This window comes from Pseudomonas sp. NPDC090203 (genome assembly GCF_044746765.1).
Classification (GTDB): domain Bacteria; phylum Pseudomonadota; class Gammaproteobacteria; order Pseudomonadales; family Pseudomonadaceae; genus Aquipseudomonas; species Aquipseudomonas putida_AD.
Window position 1 is genome coordinate 67,728 of record NZ_JBIVCV010000009.1, and the last position, 20,209, is coordinate 87,936.

The 20,209-nt window shown below is 63.0% G+C and carries 12 protein-coding genes; 8 read left to right on the plus strand and 4 right to left on the minus strand.

The genetic code is table 11. The features are described from left to right. Positions 1-313 precede the first annotated feature (313 nt). On the plus strand, positions 314-7,552 hold the full coding sequence (locus ACIPO9_RS16820) for a retention module-containing protein (protein WP_400782203.1): 7,239 nt from the start codon (positions 314-316) through the stop codon (positions 7,550-7,552). 690 nt (positions 7,553-8,242) lie between these two features. On the opposite strand, the gene ACIPO9_RS16825 is transcribed toward ACIPO9_RS16820, so the two are convergent. Both ACIPO9_RS16825 and ACIPO9_RS16830 read right to left on the minus strand, forming a co-directional pair. Then, positions 8,243-8,656 (minus strand): YbaN family protein, encoded by a 414-nt coding sequence (locus tag ACIPO9_RS16825; protein WP_400782206.1) that lies wholly within the window; start codon positions 8,654-8,656, stop codon positions 8,243-8,245. 10 nt (positions 8,657-8,666) lie between these two features. Next, on the minus strand, positions 8,667-9,254 hold the full coding sequence (locus tag ACIPO9_RS16830; RefSeq protein ID WP_274134466.1) for a YecA family protein: 588 nt from the start codon (positions 9,252-9,254) through the stop codon (positions 8,667-8,669). A gap of 211 nt (positions 9,255-9,465) precedes the next feature. Between ACIPO9_RS16830 and recQ the strand changes: the two genes are divergently transcribed. The 6 genes from recQ to ACIPO9_RS16860 all read left to right on the plus strand — a co-directional run bounded on the left by recQ (position 9,466) and on the right by ACIPO9_RS16860 (position 16,963). Continuing rightward, positions 9,466-11,592 carry a DNA helicase RecQ gene (gene recQ / locus ACIPO9_RS16835; protein ID WP_274134467.1) on the plus strand — a complete coding sequence of 709 codons (2,127 nt, stop codon included), beginning with the start codon at positions 9,466-9,468 and terminating at the stop codon, positions 11,590-11,592. Positions 11,593-11,862: 270 nt separating this feature from the next. Beyond that, positions 11,863-12,297, plus strand: a complete 435-nt coding sequence (locus tag ACIPO9_RS16840) for a MarR family transcriptional regulator (protein ID WP_400782210.1) — start codon at positions 11,863-11,865, stop codon at positions 12,295-12,297. Between the two features lie 228 nt (positions 12,298-12,525). Then, positions 12,526-14,715, plus strand: a complete 2,190-nt coding sequence (locus tag ACIPO9_RS16845) for a FimV/HubP family polar landmark protein (RefSeq protein ID WP_400782493.1) — start codon at positions 12,526-12,528, stop codon at positions 14,713-14,715. A gap of 3 nt (positions 14,716-14,718) precedes the next feature. Then, positions 14,719-15,015: a SelT/SelW/SelH family protein gene (locus ACIPO9_RS16850; RefSeq protein ID WP_274134469.1), complete on the plus strand. Its 297-nt coding sequence runs from the start codon at positions 14,719-14,721 to the stop codon at positions 15,013-15,015. A 15-nt stretch (positions 15,016-15,030) separates the two neighbouring features. Continuing rightward, positions 15,031-15,930, plus strand: a complete 900-nt coding sequence (locus ACIPO9_RS16855; RefSeq protein ID WP_400610066.1) for a bestrophin family protein — start codon at positions 15,031-15,033, stop codon at positions 15,928-15,930. 211 nt (positions 15,931-16,141) lie between these two features. Further along, the gene (locus tag ACIPO9_RS16860; RefSeq protein WP_274134472.1) at positions 16,142-16,963 is read left to right on the plus strand and encodes a UDP-2,3-diacylglucosamine diphosphatase; all 822 of its coding nucleotides are present in this window, start codon (positions 16,142-16,144) and stop codon (positions 16,961-16,963) included. Positions 16,964-17,050: 87 nt separating this feature from the next. On the opposite strand, the gene ACIPO9_RS16865 is transcribed toward ACIPO9_RS16860, so the two are convergent. Continuing rightward, on the minus strand, positions 17,051-17,362 hold the full coding sequence (locus ACIPO9_RS16865) for an Mpo1-like protein (protein WP_400782211.1): 312 nt from the start codon (positions 17,360-17,362) through the stop codon (positions 17,051-17,053). 134 nt (positions 17,363-17,496) lie between these two features. Between ACIPO9_RS16865 and ACIPO9_RS16870 the strand changes: the two genes are divergently transcribed. Continuing rightward, the gene (locus ACIPO9_RS16870; protein WP_400782214.1) at positions 17,497-18,504 is read left to right on the plus strand and encodes an AraC family transcriptional regulator; all 1,008 of its coding nucleotides are present in this window, start codon (positions 17,497-17,499) and stop codon (positions 18,502-18,504) included. A 105-nt stretch (positions 18,505-18,609) separates the two neighbouring features. Here the strand turns inward: ACIPO9_RS16870 and ACIPO9_RS16875 are convergent, their stop codons facing one another. Continuing rightward, on the minus strand, positions 18,610-20,064 hold the full coding sequence (locus tag ACIPO9_RS16875; RefSeq protein ID WP_400782215.1) for a TrkH family potassium uptake protein: 1,455 nt from the start codon (positions 20,062-20,064) through the stop codon (positions 18,610-18,612). Between the last annotated feature and the right edge of the window lie 145 nt (positions 20,065-20,209).

The window sequence follows — 20,209 nt, forward strand, 5'->3', positions numbered from 1 at the left end:
AAAGCTCAGACGTTTTTTTCATAACCCTTATTCCAAAAAAAACTTATGCCATTTGCCTGTTTCAAGCGATGGTTGCTTGCAGGGAAATGCCTGTAAACAAGGTTTTACAAGCATCTTACGATTGTTATGGGAGTTTCAGCGGAAATTTGACGGCGTTCGATCAAGTGGTTTTTCGAGCAAAAAACTTGAAAAAATTCAGCGACATAAATTTGTCGTTTGATGCTGGCTCCAAGCCATTTATGTACGCCGTTCGAACAGTTCTTGTTGGATTCGTAACATTTTCTGATCCGGTATGCGTAGCTAGGGAGTGGATATGGCCAGGTTGATCGGTACGGTGAAACAGGTAGTCGGGGACGTTTTTGCGGTGGCCAGCAACGGCACCAAGCGTCTGGTGATCGAAGGCGACAGGGTCTACGCCGGCGAATCGCTGGAAACCGGACCAACGGGCGCGGTGGATGTGAGGCTGGCCAAGGGCGGTGAGCTGACCCTGGGCCGGGACAGCAGCATGGCGCTGACGCCGGAGATCCTCGCCAATCACGCCACGCCTATCGTCACCCCCGATGCCGTGGCGCCGAGCCAGCAGCAACTGGCCGACGTGCAGCAGGTGCAGAAGGCAATCGCGGCGGGCGCCGACCCGAGCAAAGTCACCGACGCCCCGGCTGCCGGCAATGCCAACCCCGGCGGCTCGCCCACTGCGCTGGGCGGCGGCCATACCTTCGTTCTGCTGACCGAAACCGCAGGGCATGTGGATCCGGTGATCGGCTTTCCGACGGCCGGTCTGAATTCCACCTTCATCATCCCCGAGCCTGAAGTGGGCCTGCTGGTCAACGGCTCCGACAACGGCAATCCGCCGCCCGTCATCACGCCGCCTCCCGTTGAACCACCGCCAGTCGAGCCTCCGCCGGTCGAGCCGCCACCTCCCGTCATCGACAACGGCGTGACGCTGGGCAGCAGCGATGTGACCCTCAATGAAGCCAATTTCGAAAACGGCAGCGCGCCCAACAGTGCCGCGCTGACCCAGACCGGCACCCTCAAGGTCACTGCCGCCGACGGCCTGCAGACCCTGAGCATTGGCGGCATCAACGTGGTGACCAATGGCGTGGCGATCACCGGGCCGCAGTCGATCACCCTGCCATCGGGCAACACGCTGACGATTCTGGGATACAACCCGGCCACCGGCGAAGTGACCTACAGCTATACCCTCAACGGTCCTGAAACCCACAACCAGGGCGACGGCACCATCAACAACGAACAGATCCCCGTGCATGCGGTGGACAGCGATGGCGATGTGGCCGACGGCAGCATCAACGTGCATGTGCTCGATGACGTGCCCCACGCCAACCCGGATATCGGCTACGTGCTGGAAGGCGGGGAGACCAGCGGCAACATCCTGGCCAACGACACGGCCGGTGCCGACGGTCCGGGTGCGGGCGGGCTGATCATCGGTGTGCGTGCCGGAGGCGATACCTCGACGCCAGTGACCACCGGGGTAGGCACCATCATTCAAGGCCTGTACGGTTCGTTGATCGTCGATGCCAACGGTAACGCTTCATATGTCGCCAACCCCAACAGCGGCGCGACCGGCGATCACCAGGATGTGTTCACCTACACCATCCGCGACGCCGACGGCGACACCAGCACCACCACGGTTACGGTCAACGTGTTCCACAACGATGGCGTGAGCATCGGTGGCAGCGATTGCACCCTCAATGAAGCCAACTTGCCAGACGGCAGCGACCCGAACGCGGCAGCCCTGACCCAGACCGGCACCGTGAAGATCACTGCGCCGGACGGGCTGCAAACCCTGACCATCGGCGGCATCAACGTGATCGAGAACGGCGTGGCGATCACCCAGCCGCAATCGACCACCTTGCCGTCGGGCAGCACCTTTACCGTGCTGAGCTACAACCCGACCACCGGTGAAGTGACCTACAGCTATACCCTGAACGGCGCAGAAAACCACAATCAGGGCAACGGCACCGTCAACAACGAACAGATTGCCGTGCACGCCGTGGACAGCAACGGCGACGTGGGCGACGGCAACATCAATGTGCACGTCAACGATGACGTGCCCCATGCCAATCCTGACATCGGCTACGTGCTGGAAGGCGGGGAGACCAGCGGCAACATCCTGGCCAACGACACGGCCGGTGCCGATGGCCCCGGTGCGGGCGGGCTGATTATCGGGATACGTGCAGGCGCTGATACCTCCACTCCGGTCACCACCGGCGTCGGCACGGTGATTCAAGGCTTGTATGGCTCGCTGATCGTCGATGCCAACGGCCAGGCGTCCTATGTCGCCAACCCGAATAATGGCGCGACCGGCGACCATCAGGACGTGTTCACCTATACCATCCGCGATGCCGACGGCGACACCAGCACCACCACGGTCACGGTCAATGTCTTCCACAATGACGGCGTGATCATCGGCGGCAGCGATTGCACCCTCAATGAAGCCAACCTGCCAGACGGCAGCGACCCGAACGCGGCAGCGCTGACCCAGACCGGTACGGTGAAAATCACCTCGACCGACAGTCTGCAAACCCTGACCATCGGCGGCATCAACGTGATCGAGAACGGCGTGGCGATCACCCAGCCGCAATCGACCACCTTGCCATCGGGCAGCACCTTTACCGTGCTGAGCTACAACCCGACCACCGGTGAAGTGACCTACAGCTACACCCTGAACGGCGCGGAAAACCACAACCAGGGCAACGGCACCGTCAACGACGAACAGATTGCCGTGCACGCCGTGGACCGGATCGGTGACGTGGCGGACGGCAACATCAATGTGCACGTCACCGACGATGTGCCCCATGCCAACCCTGATATCGGCTACGTGCTGGAAGGCGGCGAGACCAGCGGCAATATCCTCGCCAACGACACCGCCGGTGCCGATGGTCCGGGTGCGGGCGGTCTGATCATCGGTGTGCGCGCAGGCGCGGATACCACCACGCCAGTGACCACAGGTGTGGGCACTGTCATCGCCGGCCTCTACGGCAGCCTGATCGTGGATGCCAACGGCCAGGCGTCCTACGTCGCCAACCCCAACAATGGCGCCAGCGGCGATCACCAGGATGTATTCACCTACACCATCCGCGACGCGGACGGCGACACCAGCACCACCACGGTCACGGTCAATGTGTTCCACAATGCCGGGGTGACCATCGGCGGCAGCGATTGCACCGTCGACGAAGCCAACCTGCCAGACGGCAGCGACCCGAACGCGGCAGCGCTGACCCAGACCGGTACGGTGAAAATCACCTCGACCGACAGTCTGCAAACCCTGACCATCGGCGGCATCAACGTGATCGAGAACGGCGTGGCGATCACCCAGCCGCAATCGACCACCTTGCCATCGGGCAGCACCTTTACCGTGCTGAGCTACAACCCGACCACCGGTGAAGTGACCTACAGCTACACCCTGAACGGCGCGGAAAACCACAACCAGGGCAACGGCACCGTCAACGACGAACAGATTGCCGTGCACGCCGTGGACCGGATCGGTGACGTGGCGGACGGCAACATCAATGTGCACGTCACCGACGATGTGCCCCATGCCAACCCTGATATCGGCTACGTGCTGGAAGGCGGCGAGACCAGCGGCAACATACTGGCCAACGACACTGCAGGTGCCGACGGTCCGGGTGCGGGCGGTCTGATCATCGGTGTGCGCGCAGGCGCGGATACCACCACGCCAGTGACCACCGGTGTGGGCACTGTCATCGCCGGCCTCTACGGCAGCCTGATCGTGGATGCCAACGGTCAGGCGTCCTATGTCGCCAACCCCAACAATGGCGCCAGCGGCGATCACCAGGATGTATTCACCTACACCATCCGCGACGCGGACGGCGACACCAGCACCACCACGGTCACGGTCAATGTGTTCCACAATGCCGGGGTGACCATCGGCGGCAGCGATTGCACCGTCGACGAAGCCAACCTGCCCGGCGGCTCGAACCCGAACCACGACGCCCTGACCCAGACGGGCACCGTCCACATCGGTGCGCCCGATGGCCTGCAGACCCTGAACATCGGCGGCGTCTACGTGATCGAGAACGGCGTTCCGATCACCTCGCCACAATCGACCACCCTGCCATCGGGCAGCACCTTCACGGTAGTGAGCTACAACCCGACCACCGGCGAAGTGACCTACACCTACACCCTGAACGGCGCAGAAAACCACAATCAGGGCAACGGCACCGTCAACAACGAGCAGATCCCCGTGCACGCCGTGGACAGCAACGGCGACGTGGCGGACGGCAATATCAACGTGCACGTCAACGATGACGTTCCCCACGCCAACCCGGACATCGGCTACGTGCTGGAAGGCGGCGAGACCAGCGGCAACATCCTCGCCAACGACACCGCCGGTGCCGATGGTCCTGGCGCAGGCGGGCTGATCGTCGGCGTGCGCGCAGGCAACGATACTTCCACCCCAGTGACCGGTGGCGTGGGCACGATCATCCAGGGCGCGTATGGCACCTTGATCGTCGATGCCAATGGCCAGGCGTCCTACGTGGCCAACGACAACAACGGCAGTGTCACCGGTGATCATCAGGACGTGTTCACCTACACCATCCGCGACGCGGACGGCGACACCAGCACTACCACAGTCACGGTCAACGTGTTCCACAACGTCACGAGCTGCCCTCCGGTGGCGTGCGACGACCACGATGTCACCGTCAAGGAAAGCGCGCTGGACACCCACAAGGACGGCAAGGATCTGGCTCCGGGCAATGTCACCGGCAGCCACCCAGGGTCCACCGCCGAAACCGGGACCGGCACCGTGGCCGACTCGGTGCACGGTGGCAATGGCGCGCTGACCTACAGCCTTGGCGGCGCGCAGAACGGCACCGCCCAAGGCCAGTACGGCGTGCTGCACCTGAACGCCGACGGCAGCTACACCTACACCCTGACCTCAGCGCCGAAGACCACGCCGCCGGCCAACGATGGGCCGAACGTCACCCATGACACCTTCACCTACACGGTGACCGACTCCCAGGGGCACAGTTCGAGCGCGCAGATCGTCGTCAACATTGTCGATGACCAGCCCAAGGCGGCGTGCATCGACAAGACGGTGACCAGTGAAGGGGTCAACACCAACCTGATGCTGATCGTCGACAACTCGGCGAGCATGAACGAGGCGTCAGGGGTGAACGGCCTGAGTCGCCTAGGCCTTGAGAAACAGGCCATCATCGAGCTGCTGAACAAGTACGAAGCGCTGGGCGACGTGCGCGTGCAACTGGTGACCTTCAACAGCCAGGCAAACATCGGCAGCAACGAGTGGGTGGACGTCGCCACGGCCAAGGCCATGGTCAACGCGCTGACCGCAGGCAACGGCACCAACTACGACGCTGCCCTCGCCGCCGCGCAACAGGCGTTCGTCGAGAAGGGCGCGATTGCCGGCGGGCAGAACCTTGCGTACTTCTTCTCAGACGGCAACCCGACCACTTCGCCGCAGCACTCCGATCCTGACCGCGTGCCCAATCCGGCGCGCGGCGATGGCATCGACGCGAACGAGGAGCATGCCTGGACCACCTTCCTCGACAGCCACCACATCAATGCCTTTGCCATCGGCGTGGGCACCGATGTCAGCAGTACCTATCTGAACCCTGTCGCGTGGAACGGCGCCACCGGCAGCAACAGCAACGCGGTGATCGTCACCGACCTTGGGCAACTCAACGTGGTGCTCAGCGGCACGGTGCAGGGCGGGGTGCATGGCAGCCTGCTGGAAGGCGGCACGTTCGGCGCCGATCAGGGCTTCATCAAGTCGGTCAGCCTGGACGGCACCACCTACACCTTCGATCCGAAGGCTGCCAACCAGCAGGGTTCGGTCACTGCCAGCGGCGGCGACAACCACGGGGCGTTCAACGCCCAGACCCACACCCTGACGGTCACCGGCGAGCACGGCACGCTGGTGGTCAACATGAGCACCGGTGAATACAGCTTCACGCCAGCCATTGGAGTGACCCAGCCGGTCACCGAGAACATTCATTATGTGCTCAGCGATAACGACGGCGACCTGGCCTCGGCCAACCTGAATGTGCATGTGGTGCCGCCACCTGTGTACGAGGCGCCGATGGCGGTGGCCGACAACGTCATCACCAACCTGGGCGGGTCGAGCATCGTCATTCCGGGCGCTGCTCTGGCGGCCAACGATGTGCCGGGTAACGGCGGCGCGCTGACAGCGTCCCCGACCACCTTCAACACCGGCTGGACCGCCAAGGGCGCCGACTTCAGCGCAGGGTCGCTGAAGACCATCCAGTTTACCGGCACCCAGAACAAAGACAGCAACCAGTTGAAGAACCTGGAACGCAGCGACTTCTTCAACACCACCGCGACCACGGCGTTGCTGGTCATCAGCGGTTATCTGGGAGCGGTCAACGGTGCGCCGTCCAATGCGCAGGACCTGTATAGCGTTCATCTGAAAGCGGGCGAAACCGTCACCGTCGATCACAACCTGACCAACGATGTGTTGGGCATGGCCTGGAAATTCGAAGACGGCGCCTATCACGGCATCAACGACGGCGGCACCTTTACCGCCACGCAGGATGGCGTGTACCGGCTGATCGTGGTCAACGAGGCCGATCACGGGGTCAAGGAGCATTACAACCTGAGCCTGTCGATCGACTACTCGGCGGTCAACACCACGCCTGACGTGCACAGCACCTACACCGTGACGGACCCGCATGGCGGCAGCAGCACGGCGGCGGTGAACATCGTCCATCAGGACGGCCATGTGGTGCTCGGCACGACAGGAGACGATGTGCTGGTCGGTGCGGCAGACAGCCATCTGCATGGCGGCGACGGCAACGATGTGCTGGTGGCAGGCCCGGGCAACAACGAGCTGTACGGCGACAACGGCAATGACATGCTCTTCAGCGGGCCGGGCAATGACCTGCTCGACGGCGGCGCTGGCAACAACACCGCCAACTACTCGCTGGCCACTGCAGGGGTGACCGTGAGCACCGCGGAACTGGGGCCGCAGCACACGGGCGGGGCGGGGATCGACACGCTGGTGAATATCCAGAACCTGATCGGTTCGAACTACAACGATCACCTGACCGGGGATTCGGGGAACAACGTCCTCAACGGCGGGCTGGGCAACGATGTGCTCAATGGCGGCGCCGGTGACGATATCCTGATCGGCGGGCCTGGCAACAACACCCTCACGGGCGGGCCGGGGCATGACACCTTCCTCTATCAGGCAGGCAATACCGGGCATGACACCATCACCGACTTCAACTTCGGCATCGACAAGCTCGACCTGTCGCAGCTGTTGCAAGGTGAGCATGGGGACGCGAATTCGCTGGAGAATTTCCTTCACTTCAGTGTGAGCGGGAGCGGCGCGTCGCTGGTTTCGAGTATTGACGTGAGCAGTGTGGCGGGCGGAGCAGCCACTCAAACCATCGATCTGGCCGGGGTCAACCTTGCCCAGCACTACGGCGTGTCCCCTGGGGCCGGCGGAGTGGTGGCGAGTGGGCACGACACGGCGTCGATCATCAACGGGATGTTGGGGGATCATTCGTTGAAGGTCGATACGGTTTGATTGGGAGGCTTGCGGTGTGCCTGGAACACCGCACCAGTTTTTTGTGGTTGGTGCGACGCTCTGCGTGGTAACGGGTGACTTGGTGATCGTTCCCACGCTCTGCGTGGTAACGCTCTGAACGACGCTCCGCGTCGGCGGGTGACGCTGTAATTGTGTGTATATCCGTTGTCGCGGTGGCTGGACTCTAGGGTTTCGCCCCTTACGGGCGACCTACTTTCCTTACGGGGAAAGTAGGCAAAGCCATTGCGACAGGCTGGGGTCCTTCGGACTTCCCTCGCTCCGGCGCCGTTCCGGGGGCACGCCGTCCCGTCCATCTGAGCGCCGTCCATGGCCTGCACGGCTAGCGGCTTCCTGCCGCTCATCCCCCTCCACGACACCTGCGCTCGGCCTGGCGCCTTGACGTCGCGTTCGGCGGCGCCTGTGCCATCGCGCATGAAGATCAAAAGCGAGATCAAAATCTTTGGTTGTACACCGCCCCGTAGCAGCACGGCTTGCCGGCGGGGGCGTCCTTGAAATCGCCCCCGCCGGCAAGCCGTGCTGCTACGGATGTCGGGTATGGTGAGAAAATGGGATTCACCCCAATCCTGTAGGAGCGCGCTTGCCCGCGACGGCTGCCTGGAGATCAGCCCGCCGGCAAGCCGTGCTGCTACGGTCGGTGTTGTGTTTCAGGGGATTTTGCTTTTACCCGTATCAGCGCTTCAACGTAGGCTGGCGCAAGATGTAAACCGTCACGCCCACCGCGCAGACCAGCATGAACCCGCGGGCCCACACCAGCGGCACCAGCCAGCAGGAAAACCCGATGCTGATCCACATCAGCCCGATGGCGTATACCTTGCCCTTGAGGGGAATGCCTTCACCGTCCAGGTACCCGCGAATCCACGGGCCAAGCCTGGGATGCTCGACCAGCCAGTGATAGAAACGCGGAGAACTGCGGGCAAAACAGGCGGCGGCCAGCAGCAGAAAAGGCGTGGTCGGCAATACCGGAAGAAAAATCCCGATCACCCCCAGCGCCACGCTCAGCCAGCCGATGCCCTGCAACAGATAGCGCACGAGCCGCGAACGACTCGTACGTGGAGAGGAATTACCTGAACCGCCGTGCGCCATAGGCGCCCACTCAGTGGTGGCGCGGCTTGAGGATTGCCGGTTTTTCGTCCGGCGCGTGCAGCAGCAGGAACAGCGCGGACAGCGCTTCCGGGATCTGCACGATCATGTCGTCCATCAGATTCGCATCGGCTGCGATGTCCGAGAACTCGGGCTGCTCGTCGAACAGACCGGAACCGACCATGATCGGCAGCAGCATTTCGCTGACTTCTTCCTCGTCATTCTCGAACCATACCGCTTCACGCAGGAACACGCCTTCCATGAAGCCGATGCACCAGCCGCGCAGTTCAGAGTCGTCCGGATCGTCGCCCAGGTCCAGGTCGCATGGCAGTTCGAACTCTTCGTCCGAGGCCAGTTGACGTGCGATGTGCGCCTTGAGCAGCACCAGGGTGGATTCGATTTCCTCGCGCTGGGCCGCGTCATTGTAGTGCGGCGGCTCGGCGAACAGGGCGTCGATCCACTCGCGGTCCGGCACTACTTCAGAGCAGATCGACAGCGCGGTCAGGTAGCCGTGGGCGGCTACATAGTCCAGCGCTTCGTCATGCAGCTCGTCGGCGTCGAGGAAGGCTTGCAGGCGGTGTAATTGCTCAGCGAAGGACATTGAAGGACTACCTTGGAAATAAACGATGCTGAATTCTAGGCCCTGAGGGCGCCAGATGCCAGCGAAGAGGGCCATCCAGGCCCGATTGCGATGAATTTCGACCGCTCGTGTCACGACTGTCCTATCTGTCCGGGCGCTCCGGTATACTGCCGCGCTTTGCGATTTTCACAGCGACTGTTCATCCGCTGTAGTGGCACCATCCGGGGTATCTATGCTCGACCAGGCTCAACGCGTACTTAAAGACATCTTCGGCTACGACAGCTTCCGTGGTCGCCAGGGTGCCATTATCGAGCGCGTGGCCAGCGGGGGCGATGCCCTGGTGCTGATGCCTACCGGCGGCGGCAAATCCCTGTGTTTCCAGGTGCCGGGGCTGCTGCGCGATGGCCTGGCGGTGGTCGTGTCGCCGCTGATTGCGCTGATGGACGACCAGGTCGCGACCCTCGACGAACTGGGTGTGTCGGCCGCCGCGCTGAACTCCACGCTCAGCGCCGAACAACAGCGTGACCTGGCCAACCGGATTCGCCTGGGTGAAGTGAAGATGCTGTATCTGGCGCCCGAGCGCCTGGTTCAGCCGCGCATGCTGGCGTTTCTGCAGAACCTCAAGATTGCCCTGTTCGCCATCGACGAAGCCCACTGCGTATCGCAATGGGGCCACGATTTCCGCCCTGAATACCTGCAACTGGGCCAGTTGGCCGAACTGTTTCCCGATGTGCCGCGCATCGCCCTGACGGCCACCGCCGACAAGCGCACCCGCGAGGAAATCGTCACGCGCCTGCATTTGCAGAACGCCGAGCGTTTCCTGTCGAGCTTCGACCGCCCCAACATCTTCTACCGCATCGTGCCCAAGGAGCAGCCGCGCAAACAGTTGCTGGCGTTCCTGTCCGAGCGGCGCAGCGATGCGGGCATCGTCTACTGCCTGTCGCGCAAGAAGGTCGAGGAAACCGCGGCATTCCTGAGCGACAACGGCTACCCCGCATTGCCCTATCACGCCGGATTGCCCATCGACACCCGCGCCGAGAATCAGCGCCGCTTCCTCAACGAGGAAGGCCTGATCATGGTCGCCACCATTGCCTTCGGCATGGGCATCGACAAACCCAACGTGCGGTTCGTTGCGCACATGGACCTGCCCAAGTCGCTGGAAGCCTACTACCAGGAAACCGGCCGGGCAGGGCGCGACGGTCTGCCTGCCGATGCCTGGATGGCCTACGGCCTGCAGGACGTGGTGATGCTCAAGCAGATGCTGCAGAACTCCGAGGGTGACGAGCGCCACAAGCGCGTCGAGCAGCACAAGCTCGATGCCATGCTGTCGCTGTGCGAAGAAACCCGTTGCCGGCGTCAGGCGCTGCTGGCCTATTTCGACGAAGACATGCCCAACCCCTGTGGGCATTGCGACAACTGCGTCGATGGCGTGCAGACCTGGGATGCCACCGAGGCCGCGCGCCAGGCGTTGTCGGCCATCTATCGAACCGGCCAGCGTTATGGCGTCGGCCACCTGGTGGACGTGTTGCTGGGCAAGGAAAACGACAAGGTGCAGAGCTTCGGTCATCAGAAGCTGGCGGTGTTCGGCGTAGGCAAGGGGCGCAGTGAGGGCGAATGGCGCTCGCTGTTCCGCCAGTTGGTGGCCCGTGGTCTTGCCGATACCGATCTCGAAGGCTACGGCGGCCTTCGATTGAGCGACACCTGCCGCCCCTTGTTGCGTGGCGAAGTCACCCTGCAACTGCGCCGCGACCTCAAGCCACAGACCACGCCCAAGGCCTCCGGCAGCCCGGCGAGCCAACTGGTGCGCGGCGAAGAGCGCGAGCAGTGGGAAGCTCTGCGGGCCTTGCGCCGCAAGCTGGCCGAAGAGCACGGCGTGCCGCCTTACGTCATCTTCCCCGACTCGACCCTGCTGGAAATGCTGCGCAGCCAGCCCGGCACCATGGCCGAGATGGGCCGGGTCAGCGGCGTCGGCGCGCGCAAGCTGGAGCGTTACGGCGAGGCATTCCTGGAAGTGCTCGGCGGTGCGGCGCCTGCGCCACGGGTGGTCACCGACCTGCGTCACGAACTCATCAGCCTGGCCCGCGCCGGCATGACCCCTGCGCAGATCGCCGGGCAATTGCAGTGCACGGAGAAGAACGTCTACACAATGCTCGCCGAAGCCATCGGCAAGCAGCAGTTGTCGCTGGAGCAGGCACTGGATCTGCCCGAAGAACTGCTGAGCGAAATCCAGGACGCCTTCCTCGACGGCGAAGGCGAACTGCCGCCAGTGGCCGCCATCGCCGAGATGTTCACCGGCCGGGTGCCGGAAGGCGTGCTGTATTGCGTGCGTGCGGCGTTGCAGTCTGAGTTCGAAGTCTGATTGAAAGCGTCATTGCTGGCGCAGTTCCCGTAGCAGCACGGCTTGCCGGCGGGGCGGCGTGTCAGACGGCACATTCGTCACAGACACACCGCTCCCGCCGGCAAGCCGCGCTGCTACGGGGCGGGGCCAGGCAGATAACGCCAAACCCGCCGCATTCCGGTCTACCCCGGCGCTGTGCGACGAAACACCACACCCCGACACTTGCCTCGTCACAAGCTCCATGGTTAGCTGCCTATTAATTAGGATTAGCCTTTAACCATCGAGTTACCTATGCCGTTAACAGAAGAACATCGCTTTGGCATGCAGCTGGCCCATATGTCCCGGGGCTGGCGTGCCGAGCTGGACCGCCGTCTGGCCGATCTTGGGTTGTCCCAGGCCCGTTGGCTGGTCCTGCTTCATCTGGCGCGCTTCAAGACGCCGCCGACCCAGCGTGAGCTGGCGCAAAGCGTCGGTGTGGAAGGCCCGACCCTGGCCCGGCTGCTGGACAGTCTGGAGAACCAGGGCCTGGTCCGCCGTCAAGCGGTTATCGAAGACCGCCGGGCGAAAAAAATCCTGCTCAGCGACACGGCTCGCCCTCTTATCGAAAAAATCGAGACCATCGCCACCGCCCTGCGGCATGAATTGTTCGTCGGTATAGATGAAGAAGACCTGCGCGTGGCCATGCGTGTGCACCAGACTATTCTCGACAATCTGGAAAAATCCTGACGTTGTGGCTCAATGCCTGCAATAAAACGTTGAACCTGTGGAAACATCCTGTTCTATTTGCAGCCATACTGGTTTGACCCCGACAGGGTGTTCGTACAACGCATTTGCAGGGAAGCCTGCCTCATAAGGGTTCGCATGCTGAAGAGTTTTCAGGCCGGTAGTCGGCGCGGGAGTTACCTTCCATTTCGCGTTCAGTCGGGTCTGCGCACAGGATTGCTGACATTGGCCGTGGCCTCGGCGTCCATGCTGCACACCTCCATGGCGGCAGCGTTGGGGCTGGGGGAGATGACCCTGCACTCGGCGCTGGGGCAGCCATTCAACGCGGATATCGAGCTGATCGAAGCAGCGGGGCTGAGCCCTGACGAAATCGTCGTGGCGCTTGCACCTGCCGACGCCTTCGCCAAGGCCGGCGTGGAGCGCGTGTTCTTCCTCAACGATCTGCGCTTCACCCCGGTGATCCGGGGCAATCGTGCTGTGGTCCATGTCGAGTCGCGCAAGGCGGTGACCGAGCCGTACATGGATTTTGTCGTGCGCCTGGTCCGCCCCAGCGGCGATCAACTGCGCGAATACACCGTGCTGCTCGACCCGCCCAACTCGCCAACCGGTCTTGCGGCCACCCGCAGCCGTGCCCAATCCCCAGCCGCCGGGCCGAGGAACGATGGCTCGCGGCTTCCCGTGGCGCCGCCCAAGGCCGTCCAGGGCAAGCATTACACCGTGGTTTCCGGTGACACCCTGGCCGGAATCGCCCGTCACGTGCAGGCGCCCGGCAGCAAGGCCAGCCCCGCAGAGCTGATCAGCGGCATCCAGGCACTCAACCCGCAAGCCTTCCCCAATGGCGAGCGCAGCCAGTTGAAGGTCGGCCAGAGCCTGTTGCTTCCCGACAGCGCCCTGGAACCCAAGGCTGCAGGCGTGCCTGCCGGCGCTGCGACTGCACCATCTGCACCCTCGAGTCCTGCCGCGCCAACTGCGGGCACGCCAAGCCCTGCCGAGCAACTGTCGGCCACTGCGCTGCAGAACCAGCAGCTCAGCAAGACCGTCGATGAGCTCAAGGATCAGGCGCAGAAAGCCGCCGAAGACGAGGCGGGCAAAGACAAGCAGATCATCGAGCTGCAGACCCAACTGGCTGAAATGAAGGCGCTGGCTTCCCGGCCTGCTCCGGCACCAGCCCCTGCCGCGCCCGTGCAGAAGACCGAGCCTGCGGCCACCGCCCCTGCGCCAGTGGCCGCCCCTGCGCCGGTTCAGCCTGTGCAGGATGACGGTCTGCCATGGCCCATTATCCTGGCCGCCCTGCTGGTCCTGGCGTTGCTGCTGGCGCTGGCCTGGTCCGTTCGACGCAACCGCATCAAGAACCAGTTGGCCCTGCAGCCAGAGCCGGCCGAGCCGATCCTCAAGCCTGCCCAGGCAACCGTCACCCCGGTCTACGAAGTGCCGTCCGTGTCGCCGAGCGCCCCCAGCCCGGCGCCTGCTGCCAGCTCGTCGGGCCAGCGTCTGGCAGGGGCTGCGACCGACGCCCTCGATGGCGCCAGCATCTACATCGCCTACGGCCGGTTTGCCGAGGCGCTGGCGATCCTGCGCGACGCTCTGGACAAGCAGCCGCAACGCACCGACGTACGCCTGCGTATTCTTGAGTTGCTGGGCGAGCAGGGCGATCTCGAAGGCTTCAACGCCGAGGAGAAAGTGCTGCTTGACCACGGCATCGAAGCCGAGAAACTCGCTGAAATCCGCAGCCGCTACCCAAAACTCAAGGTGGAACCTGCGCCCGCCGCCCCGGCCCCGGTGCAGCCACCGGTTGCCGCGGCAGTGGTGGCGGGGGCTGCGACCGTCGCCGCTGCGGCAGCCGCCAGCAGCACCCCGGCCAGCCAACTGGACGAGAACGCTGCGGCATCACTCAACCCGGCACCGGCCGACGACTTCCAGCTCAACCTGGACGACTTGTCGATGGACGCCGATTGGGACCTGGTCGACCCGTTCGAAAGCGCCCCACCCCCACGCAAGGCCGCGCCAGAGGCACCGCCTGCGGTGGATCCGGCGTTCGCCTCGAACCTGACCGAGTTGCCGGAAGTCTTCGAGATGCCGGAAGAGCAATTCCTCAGTGACTTCGCTGAAGAAGAGGCCGCGCCGGAAGAAATCGAGATGACCTTCGACCTTCCCGATGAGCCTGAAAGCCACGTCGATTCCCTGGTCCAGAGCCAGAGCGACCAGCTCGACGACGCGTTTCTCGACAGCTTCATGACCGACGACACCGAGTTCGACCTCATGGATCTGGACGAGGAGCCCCTGAGCAAGATCAACGAAGCCCAGGTGCTGATCGACGACGGTAACATCGAAGAAGCCCGCCGCCTGTTGCAGGAAGTGATCGACGAATCCGACGACGGCCCGCAACAGACCGCTCGCGACCTGCTGGCAGGGCTGGGCTGAGCCATGACCACCAAGGCGGAAATCACCATCACCTACTGCACGCAATGCCAATGGCTGTTGCGTGCAGCCTGGCTTGCGCAGGAACTGCTCAGCACCTTTGGCGACGATCTGGGCAAGGTTTCGCTGGTGCCGGGCACCGGCGGCGTGTTCCGGATCACCTGCGATGAGGTGCAGATCTGGGAGCGCAAGGCCGATGGCGGCTTCCCCGAGGCCAAGGTGCTCAAGCAGCGGGTGCGGGACCGGATCGATCCGGACCGCGATCTAGGCCACAATGACCGCACGAGCAGCCCTGACAGCTGAACCGAGCACCGCGCCATGATCGTTCGCCCCCATCCCAACCTGCTCAACGTGCTCTCGACCCTCAAGGGCTCGATTGCCCGTCGCATCGCCGGTCGCAGCCTGCTGGTGACCTTGCTGGCGGCGGGTATCGTGTTGATCGAAAGCCTGCACCCGGACTACTTCGCCAAGGTCAGCGCCACGCCGTTCACCTTGCTGGGCCTGTCGCTGTCGATCTTCATGAGCTTTCGCAACAACGCCTGCTATGACCGCTGGTACGAGGCGCGCAAGGCCTGGGGCGACATCATCACCGAGACCCGCTCGATCATTCGCGAGACCCAGGCAATCAAGGATGACGGCGCTCGCGCAACCATCCTGCGTGACCTGTGCGGCTTCGCCCACGGCCTGAACGCCGCATTGCGCTGCCAGGATGCGCGAAAGGCCATGGCCCCCTGGGTCAGTCAGTTGCCAGCCCTGAACCGGGCCAATTGCTGTGACATCGTGCTGCGCGACGTCGGGCGGCAGTGTTCCGAGGCGAGCGAGGCGGGGCAGATCAGCGAATGGCGCTATACGCTGCTGGCCAATCACCTGAGCGTGATGAGCCGGGCGCTGACCACCTGCGACCGGATCAAGAACACGCCGCTGCCATTTCCCTACACCTTGCTGCTGCACCGCACCATCTATCTGTTCTGCATCCTGCTGCCCTTCGCCATGGCCGAGCCGCTGGGCTGGATGACGCCGCTGTTCATGGCCATCGTCAGCTACACATTCTTTGGCCTGGACGCGATTGGCAACGAACTGGAAGACCCGTTCGGCTACGACGAAAACGACTTGCCGCTGGACGCGCTGGTGCGGGTGATCGAGCGCGATATCCTCGATGCCCTGGGCGTGCAGCCATTGCCGCCTGTGCTTGAGCCGGTGGAGTTTGTGTTGACCTGAGACGCGGTAATACCTCCGTAGCAGCACGGCTTGCCGGCGGGGCGGTGTGTCTATGACGAATGCGCCGTCTGACACAACGCTCCCGCCGGCAAGCCGTGCTGCTACGGTCGGGTGTGGTGGCGTTGAATCATGTCATTAAATTTCAACATCCTCGTCATGTTCGGTTCACCGACCCGGTCCACCCTTGTGGAAACCCGAGCGGAGGCTATCCATGAGCATTGCCGAGAACGCGAAACCCAGTCGTAAACAACGTGTCCGGACCTTGTGGATCTCCGACGTGCATCTGGGCACCCGGGATTGCCAGGCCGAGCACCTGTCCGCATTTCTCAAGCAATATCATGCCGACAGGATCTATCTGGTCGGCGATATCATTGACGGCTGGAAGCTGCGCGGCGGCATGTACTGGCCCCAGGCGCACACCAACGTCATCCGCCGGCTGCTGACCATGAGCAAGCGCGGCACCGAGGTGATCTACGTCACTGGCAACCACGACGAATTCCTGCGTCGCTACTCCAAGCTGATCCTGGGCAATATCCAGCTGGTGGACGAAGCCGAGCACGTCACCGCCGACGGCCGCCGTCTGCTGGTGATCCACGGCGACCAGTTCGATGTCATCACCCGCTATCACCGCTGGCTGGCATTCCTGGGGGACTCGGCCTACGAATTCACCCTGACCCTCAACCGCTGGCTCAACCATTGGCGCGCCAAGTACGGCAAGGGTTACTGGTCGTTGTCGGCGTACCTGAAGCACAAGGTCAAGACGGCGGTGAACTTCATCAGCGACTTCGAAGAAGCCATCGCTCACGAATGCGTGAAGCGGGGGCTGGACGGGGTGGTCTGCGGGCACATTCACCACGCCGAAATCCGTCAGGTGGGTGGCGTCGAGTACCTGAACTGCGGTGACTGGGTCGAGTCCTGCACCGCCCTCATCGAGCATTGGGACGGCACCATCGAGCTGTTCCGCCTGGCCGATGCGCACGTCAAGGCCAAATCCGTTGAGGCGAATCAACCGGTTGGCGAGACCGTCTCGTAGCAGCCCGGTCGGGCGGCGTTCCGCTTGCCGGCGGGAGCGATTTCAATTACGCCCCCGCCGGCAAGCCGTGCTGCTACGAAAAGCGCGTTAAAACGGCACCTTGCCCCTGAGCATGTCCCGGTACATGACGAAATCCCCCAGCAGGCTGTAGAAGGGATGCTTGAACGTCGCCGGGCGGTTCTTCTCGAAGAAGAAATGCCCGACCCACGCAAAGCTGTAGCCCGCCAGCGGCAACACCCACAGCAGCAGCCATTTGCCGCTCAACAGAGCGCTCGCCAGAATCACGATCACCAGCGTAGTGCCGATGAAATGCAGGCGCCGGCACGTGCTGTCTGAATGTTCGTGCAGATAGTACGGATAGAAGTCGGCGAAACGGTCGAAGGTCTTGACGTTATCCACAGCTCGATTCCTGGATGTGAGTCAGTCAACAGTTTAACCAACCCCACCTGCCAATCAGTGACAATGGGTGCCAACGTAGTATCCTTCGGCTATCAGTCGCAGGGGGCGACCGACTTCAGTCAGAAGACGTAAGCATGGAAAAAACGACTTCTTCAAGTTGGGCCATGGGGATCGTCAAGTCCCTGGAAATGGACGGTCTGGATTGCCGGGCGTTGTTCAAGGAACTGGGGCTGGTGTACGCCGACCTCGAGAACCCCGATGCGCGTTTCGCCCAGGATTCCATGACCCGCCTCTGGCAGCGCGCGGTGGAATTGTCCGGCAACCCGGCGATTGGCCTGAACATGGCCCGGGTCGTGCGGCCTGCGTCCTTCAGCGTCGCGGGTTATGCGCTGATGTCCAGCCGCACCCTCAAGGAAGGCTTCGAGCGCCTGGTGCGTTACCAGCGGATCATCGCTGACAGCGCCGACCTGAGTTTTCGCCTGCTGCCTGAAGGCTATGCCCTGATTCTTACCGTGCACGGCGACCTGCTGCCTCCCACCCGGCAAAGCGCCGAAGCGTCGCTTGCCTTCGCGCTGGCGTTCTGTGGCTGGCTGACCGGCCGGCCGTTGCATCCGCGCCAGGTGTTGATCCAGGGTGAGCAGCCCAAGAATATCGAACCCTACAAGAAGTTCTTTCACGCCCCTCTGACGTTCAGCGCGCCCTACAACGCGCTGGTGTTCGCCCGCAGCGAAATGGAAGCGCCGCTACCCACCGCCGATGAGGCCATGGCCAAGCTGCATGACCGTTTTGCCGGGGATTATCTGGCGCGCTTCGCCAGCAGCCGGGTGACGCACCAGGCGCGCCAGGTGCTGACCCGCTTGCTGCCCCAGGGTGAGCCCAAGCGGGAGGCCGTCGCCCAGAGCCTGCACCTGTCACAGCGCACCCTGCAGCGGCGCTTGCAGGAGGAGGGCACCAGTTTCCAGGCCCTGCTCGACGACACACGGCGCGAACTTGCCGAGCAATACCTGGCGCAGCCGCAGATGACGCTTCTGGAGATTGCCTACCTCCTGGGGTTCGCGGACCCGAGTAATTTCTTCCGCGCGTTCCGGCGCTGGTTCGATGAGACGCCGGGGGAGTATCGGGTGAGGAAATCCATTCAATAAAACCTGTAGGAGCGCGCTTGCCCGCGACGGCGGTCTGCCTGACTGCGATGCCTCGCCTGACACACCGCCGTCGCGGGCAAGCGCGCTCCTACAGGGGCGTCGGCGTTAGTGGCGCCAGAACGCCGGGATGCACAGCACCAGAATGGTGATGATCTCAAGCCGCCCCAGCAGCATCCCCAGCGACAGAATCCACTTCGCCGCATCCGGCAGGGTCGAGAAATTGCCGGCCGGGCCGATGGTTTCGCCAAGGCCCGGGCCCACGCCTGAAACGGTGCTGGCGGCGCCGGTCAGGGCGGTCATCCAGTCCAGCCCCAGCAACGACAACGACAGCGCGATCAGGCAGATGGTGATGGTGAAGAAGAACGAGAAGGTCAGGATCGACCGCACGATCTCGTCGTCCAGCCGATGGCCGTTGTACATCTGCCGGATCACCGCGCGGGGGTGAATCAGCTGATGCAGGTTGGCCTTGAGCAGGATGTAGGCGACCTGGAAACGGAACACCTTCACGCCCCCGGCGGTGGAGCCCGAACAGCCTCCGATGAAGCCCAGGTAGAAAAAGAACATCAGCGCAAAGTTGCCCCACAGGCTGTAGTCACCCAGGGCAAAGCCGGTGGTGGTCACCACCGAGGTCACGTTGAGCGCCACATGGCGCAGCGCGTCGTACCAGGGCAGGTCGGTGGTTGCCCAGTACCACAGGGTCATCACCAGCCAGGTGACCAGCAACAGCCCGATGAATCCCTGAACCTGCTCGTCCTTGATCAGCGCCTTGCGATGGCCGCGCAATGTCGCGACGTACAGGGTGAACGGCAGGCTGCCGAGGATCATCACCACCACGGCCACCCAGTGCACCGAGGGTTGCGGCCACTTGGCCAGGGACTGGTCGGAGGTCGAGAACCCGCCCGTGGAGATCGCCGACATCGCGTGGTTGATCGCATCGAACAGGCTCATGCCGGCCCACCAGAACGCCAGACTGCCCAGGATGGTGATGCCGACGTACACCAGCACGATGTACTTGGCCACCATGTGCGAGCGCGGCATGACCTTCTCGGAGCGGTCCGAAGATTCGGTCTGGAACAGCCGCATGCCGCCGATGCGCAGCAACGGCAGAATCGCCACCGCCATGCCGATGAAGCCGATGCCGCCGAGCCAGTGCAGCAACGAACGCCAGATCAGGATCCCCGGCGACATCTTGTCCAGCCCGCTGAGCACCGTGGAGCCGGTGGCGGTGATGCCGGACATGCTTTCGAAGAACGAGTCGGTGTAGCTGATGTGCTGGGTGAACAGGAAGGGCAGCGCCGCGAAGACGCAGACCACCACCCAGCTGCTGACGGTCAGCAGGTACATGTCCCGTGGGCGCAGGTGAACGTGCTCCGGGCGGCCCTGACCGACCAGCGCAAGACCGGCGATGAAGGTGACCAGGCTGGACCAGAGGAAAGAGGGCATGTCGCCGGTGCGGTCGAAGATCACCAGGGTCGCCATCGGGATGACCATGGCGATGGCCAGGGTGATGAGGAAGATGCCGATAATGAAACCGATGATGCGAAGGGTCGGCAACGCCATGCAGTCGCTCTGATCTGGTAGTGGAAAGGCGCTCATTCTACCCGCAGGTCCGGGCAAGTAAACCGAAGGCATTTCCCAGAGTCGTGTAAGTAAATGCCACTGTCATTCGTTATTGAAGTTCAAGAATGCATTTGCGGCACTACAA

Coding starts and splice junctions, on each gene's coding strand:
- ACIPO9_RS16820 (WP_400782203.1), top strand. CDS start 314: ATGGCCAGGTTGATCGGTACGGTGAAACAGGTAGTCGGGGACGTTTTT.
- ACIPO9_RS16825 (WP_400782206.1), bottom strand. CDS start 8,656: ATGGCGCACGGCGGTTCAGGTAATTCCTCTCCACGTACGAGTCGTTCG.
- ACIPO9_RS16830 (WP_274134466.1), bottom strand. CDS start 9,254: ATGTCCTTCGCTGAGCAATTACACCGCCTGCAAGCCTTCCTCGACGCC.
- recQ (WP_274134467.1), top strand. CDS start 9,466: ATGCTCGACCAGGCTCAACGCGTACTTAAAGACATCTTCGGCTACGAC.
- ACIPO9_RS16840 (WP_400782210.1), top strand. CDS start 11,863: ATGCCGTTAACAGAAGAACATCGCTTTGGCATGCAGCTGGCCCATATG.
- ACIPO9_RS16850 (WP_274134469.1), top strand. CDS start 14,719: ATGACCACCAAGGCGGAAATCACCATCACCTACTGCACGCAATGCCAA.
- ACIPO9_RS16855 (WP_400610066.1), top strand. CDS start 15,031: ATGATCGTTCGCCCCCATCCCAACCTGCTCAACGTGCTCTCGACCCTC.
- ACIPO9_RS16860 (WP_274134472.1), top strand. CDS start 16,142: ATGAGCATTGCCGAGAACGCGAAACCCAGTCGTAAACAACGTGTCCGG.
- ACIPO9_RS16870 (WP_400782214.1), top strand. CDS start 17,497: ATGGAAAAAACGACTTCTTCAAGTTGGGCCATGGGGATCGTCAAGTCC.
- ACIPO9_RS16875 (WP_400782215.1), bottom strand. CDS start 20,064: ATGGCGTTGCCGACCCTTCGCATCATCGGTTTCATTATCGGCATCTTC.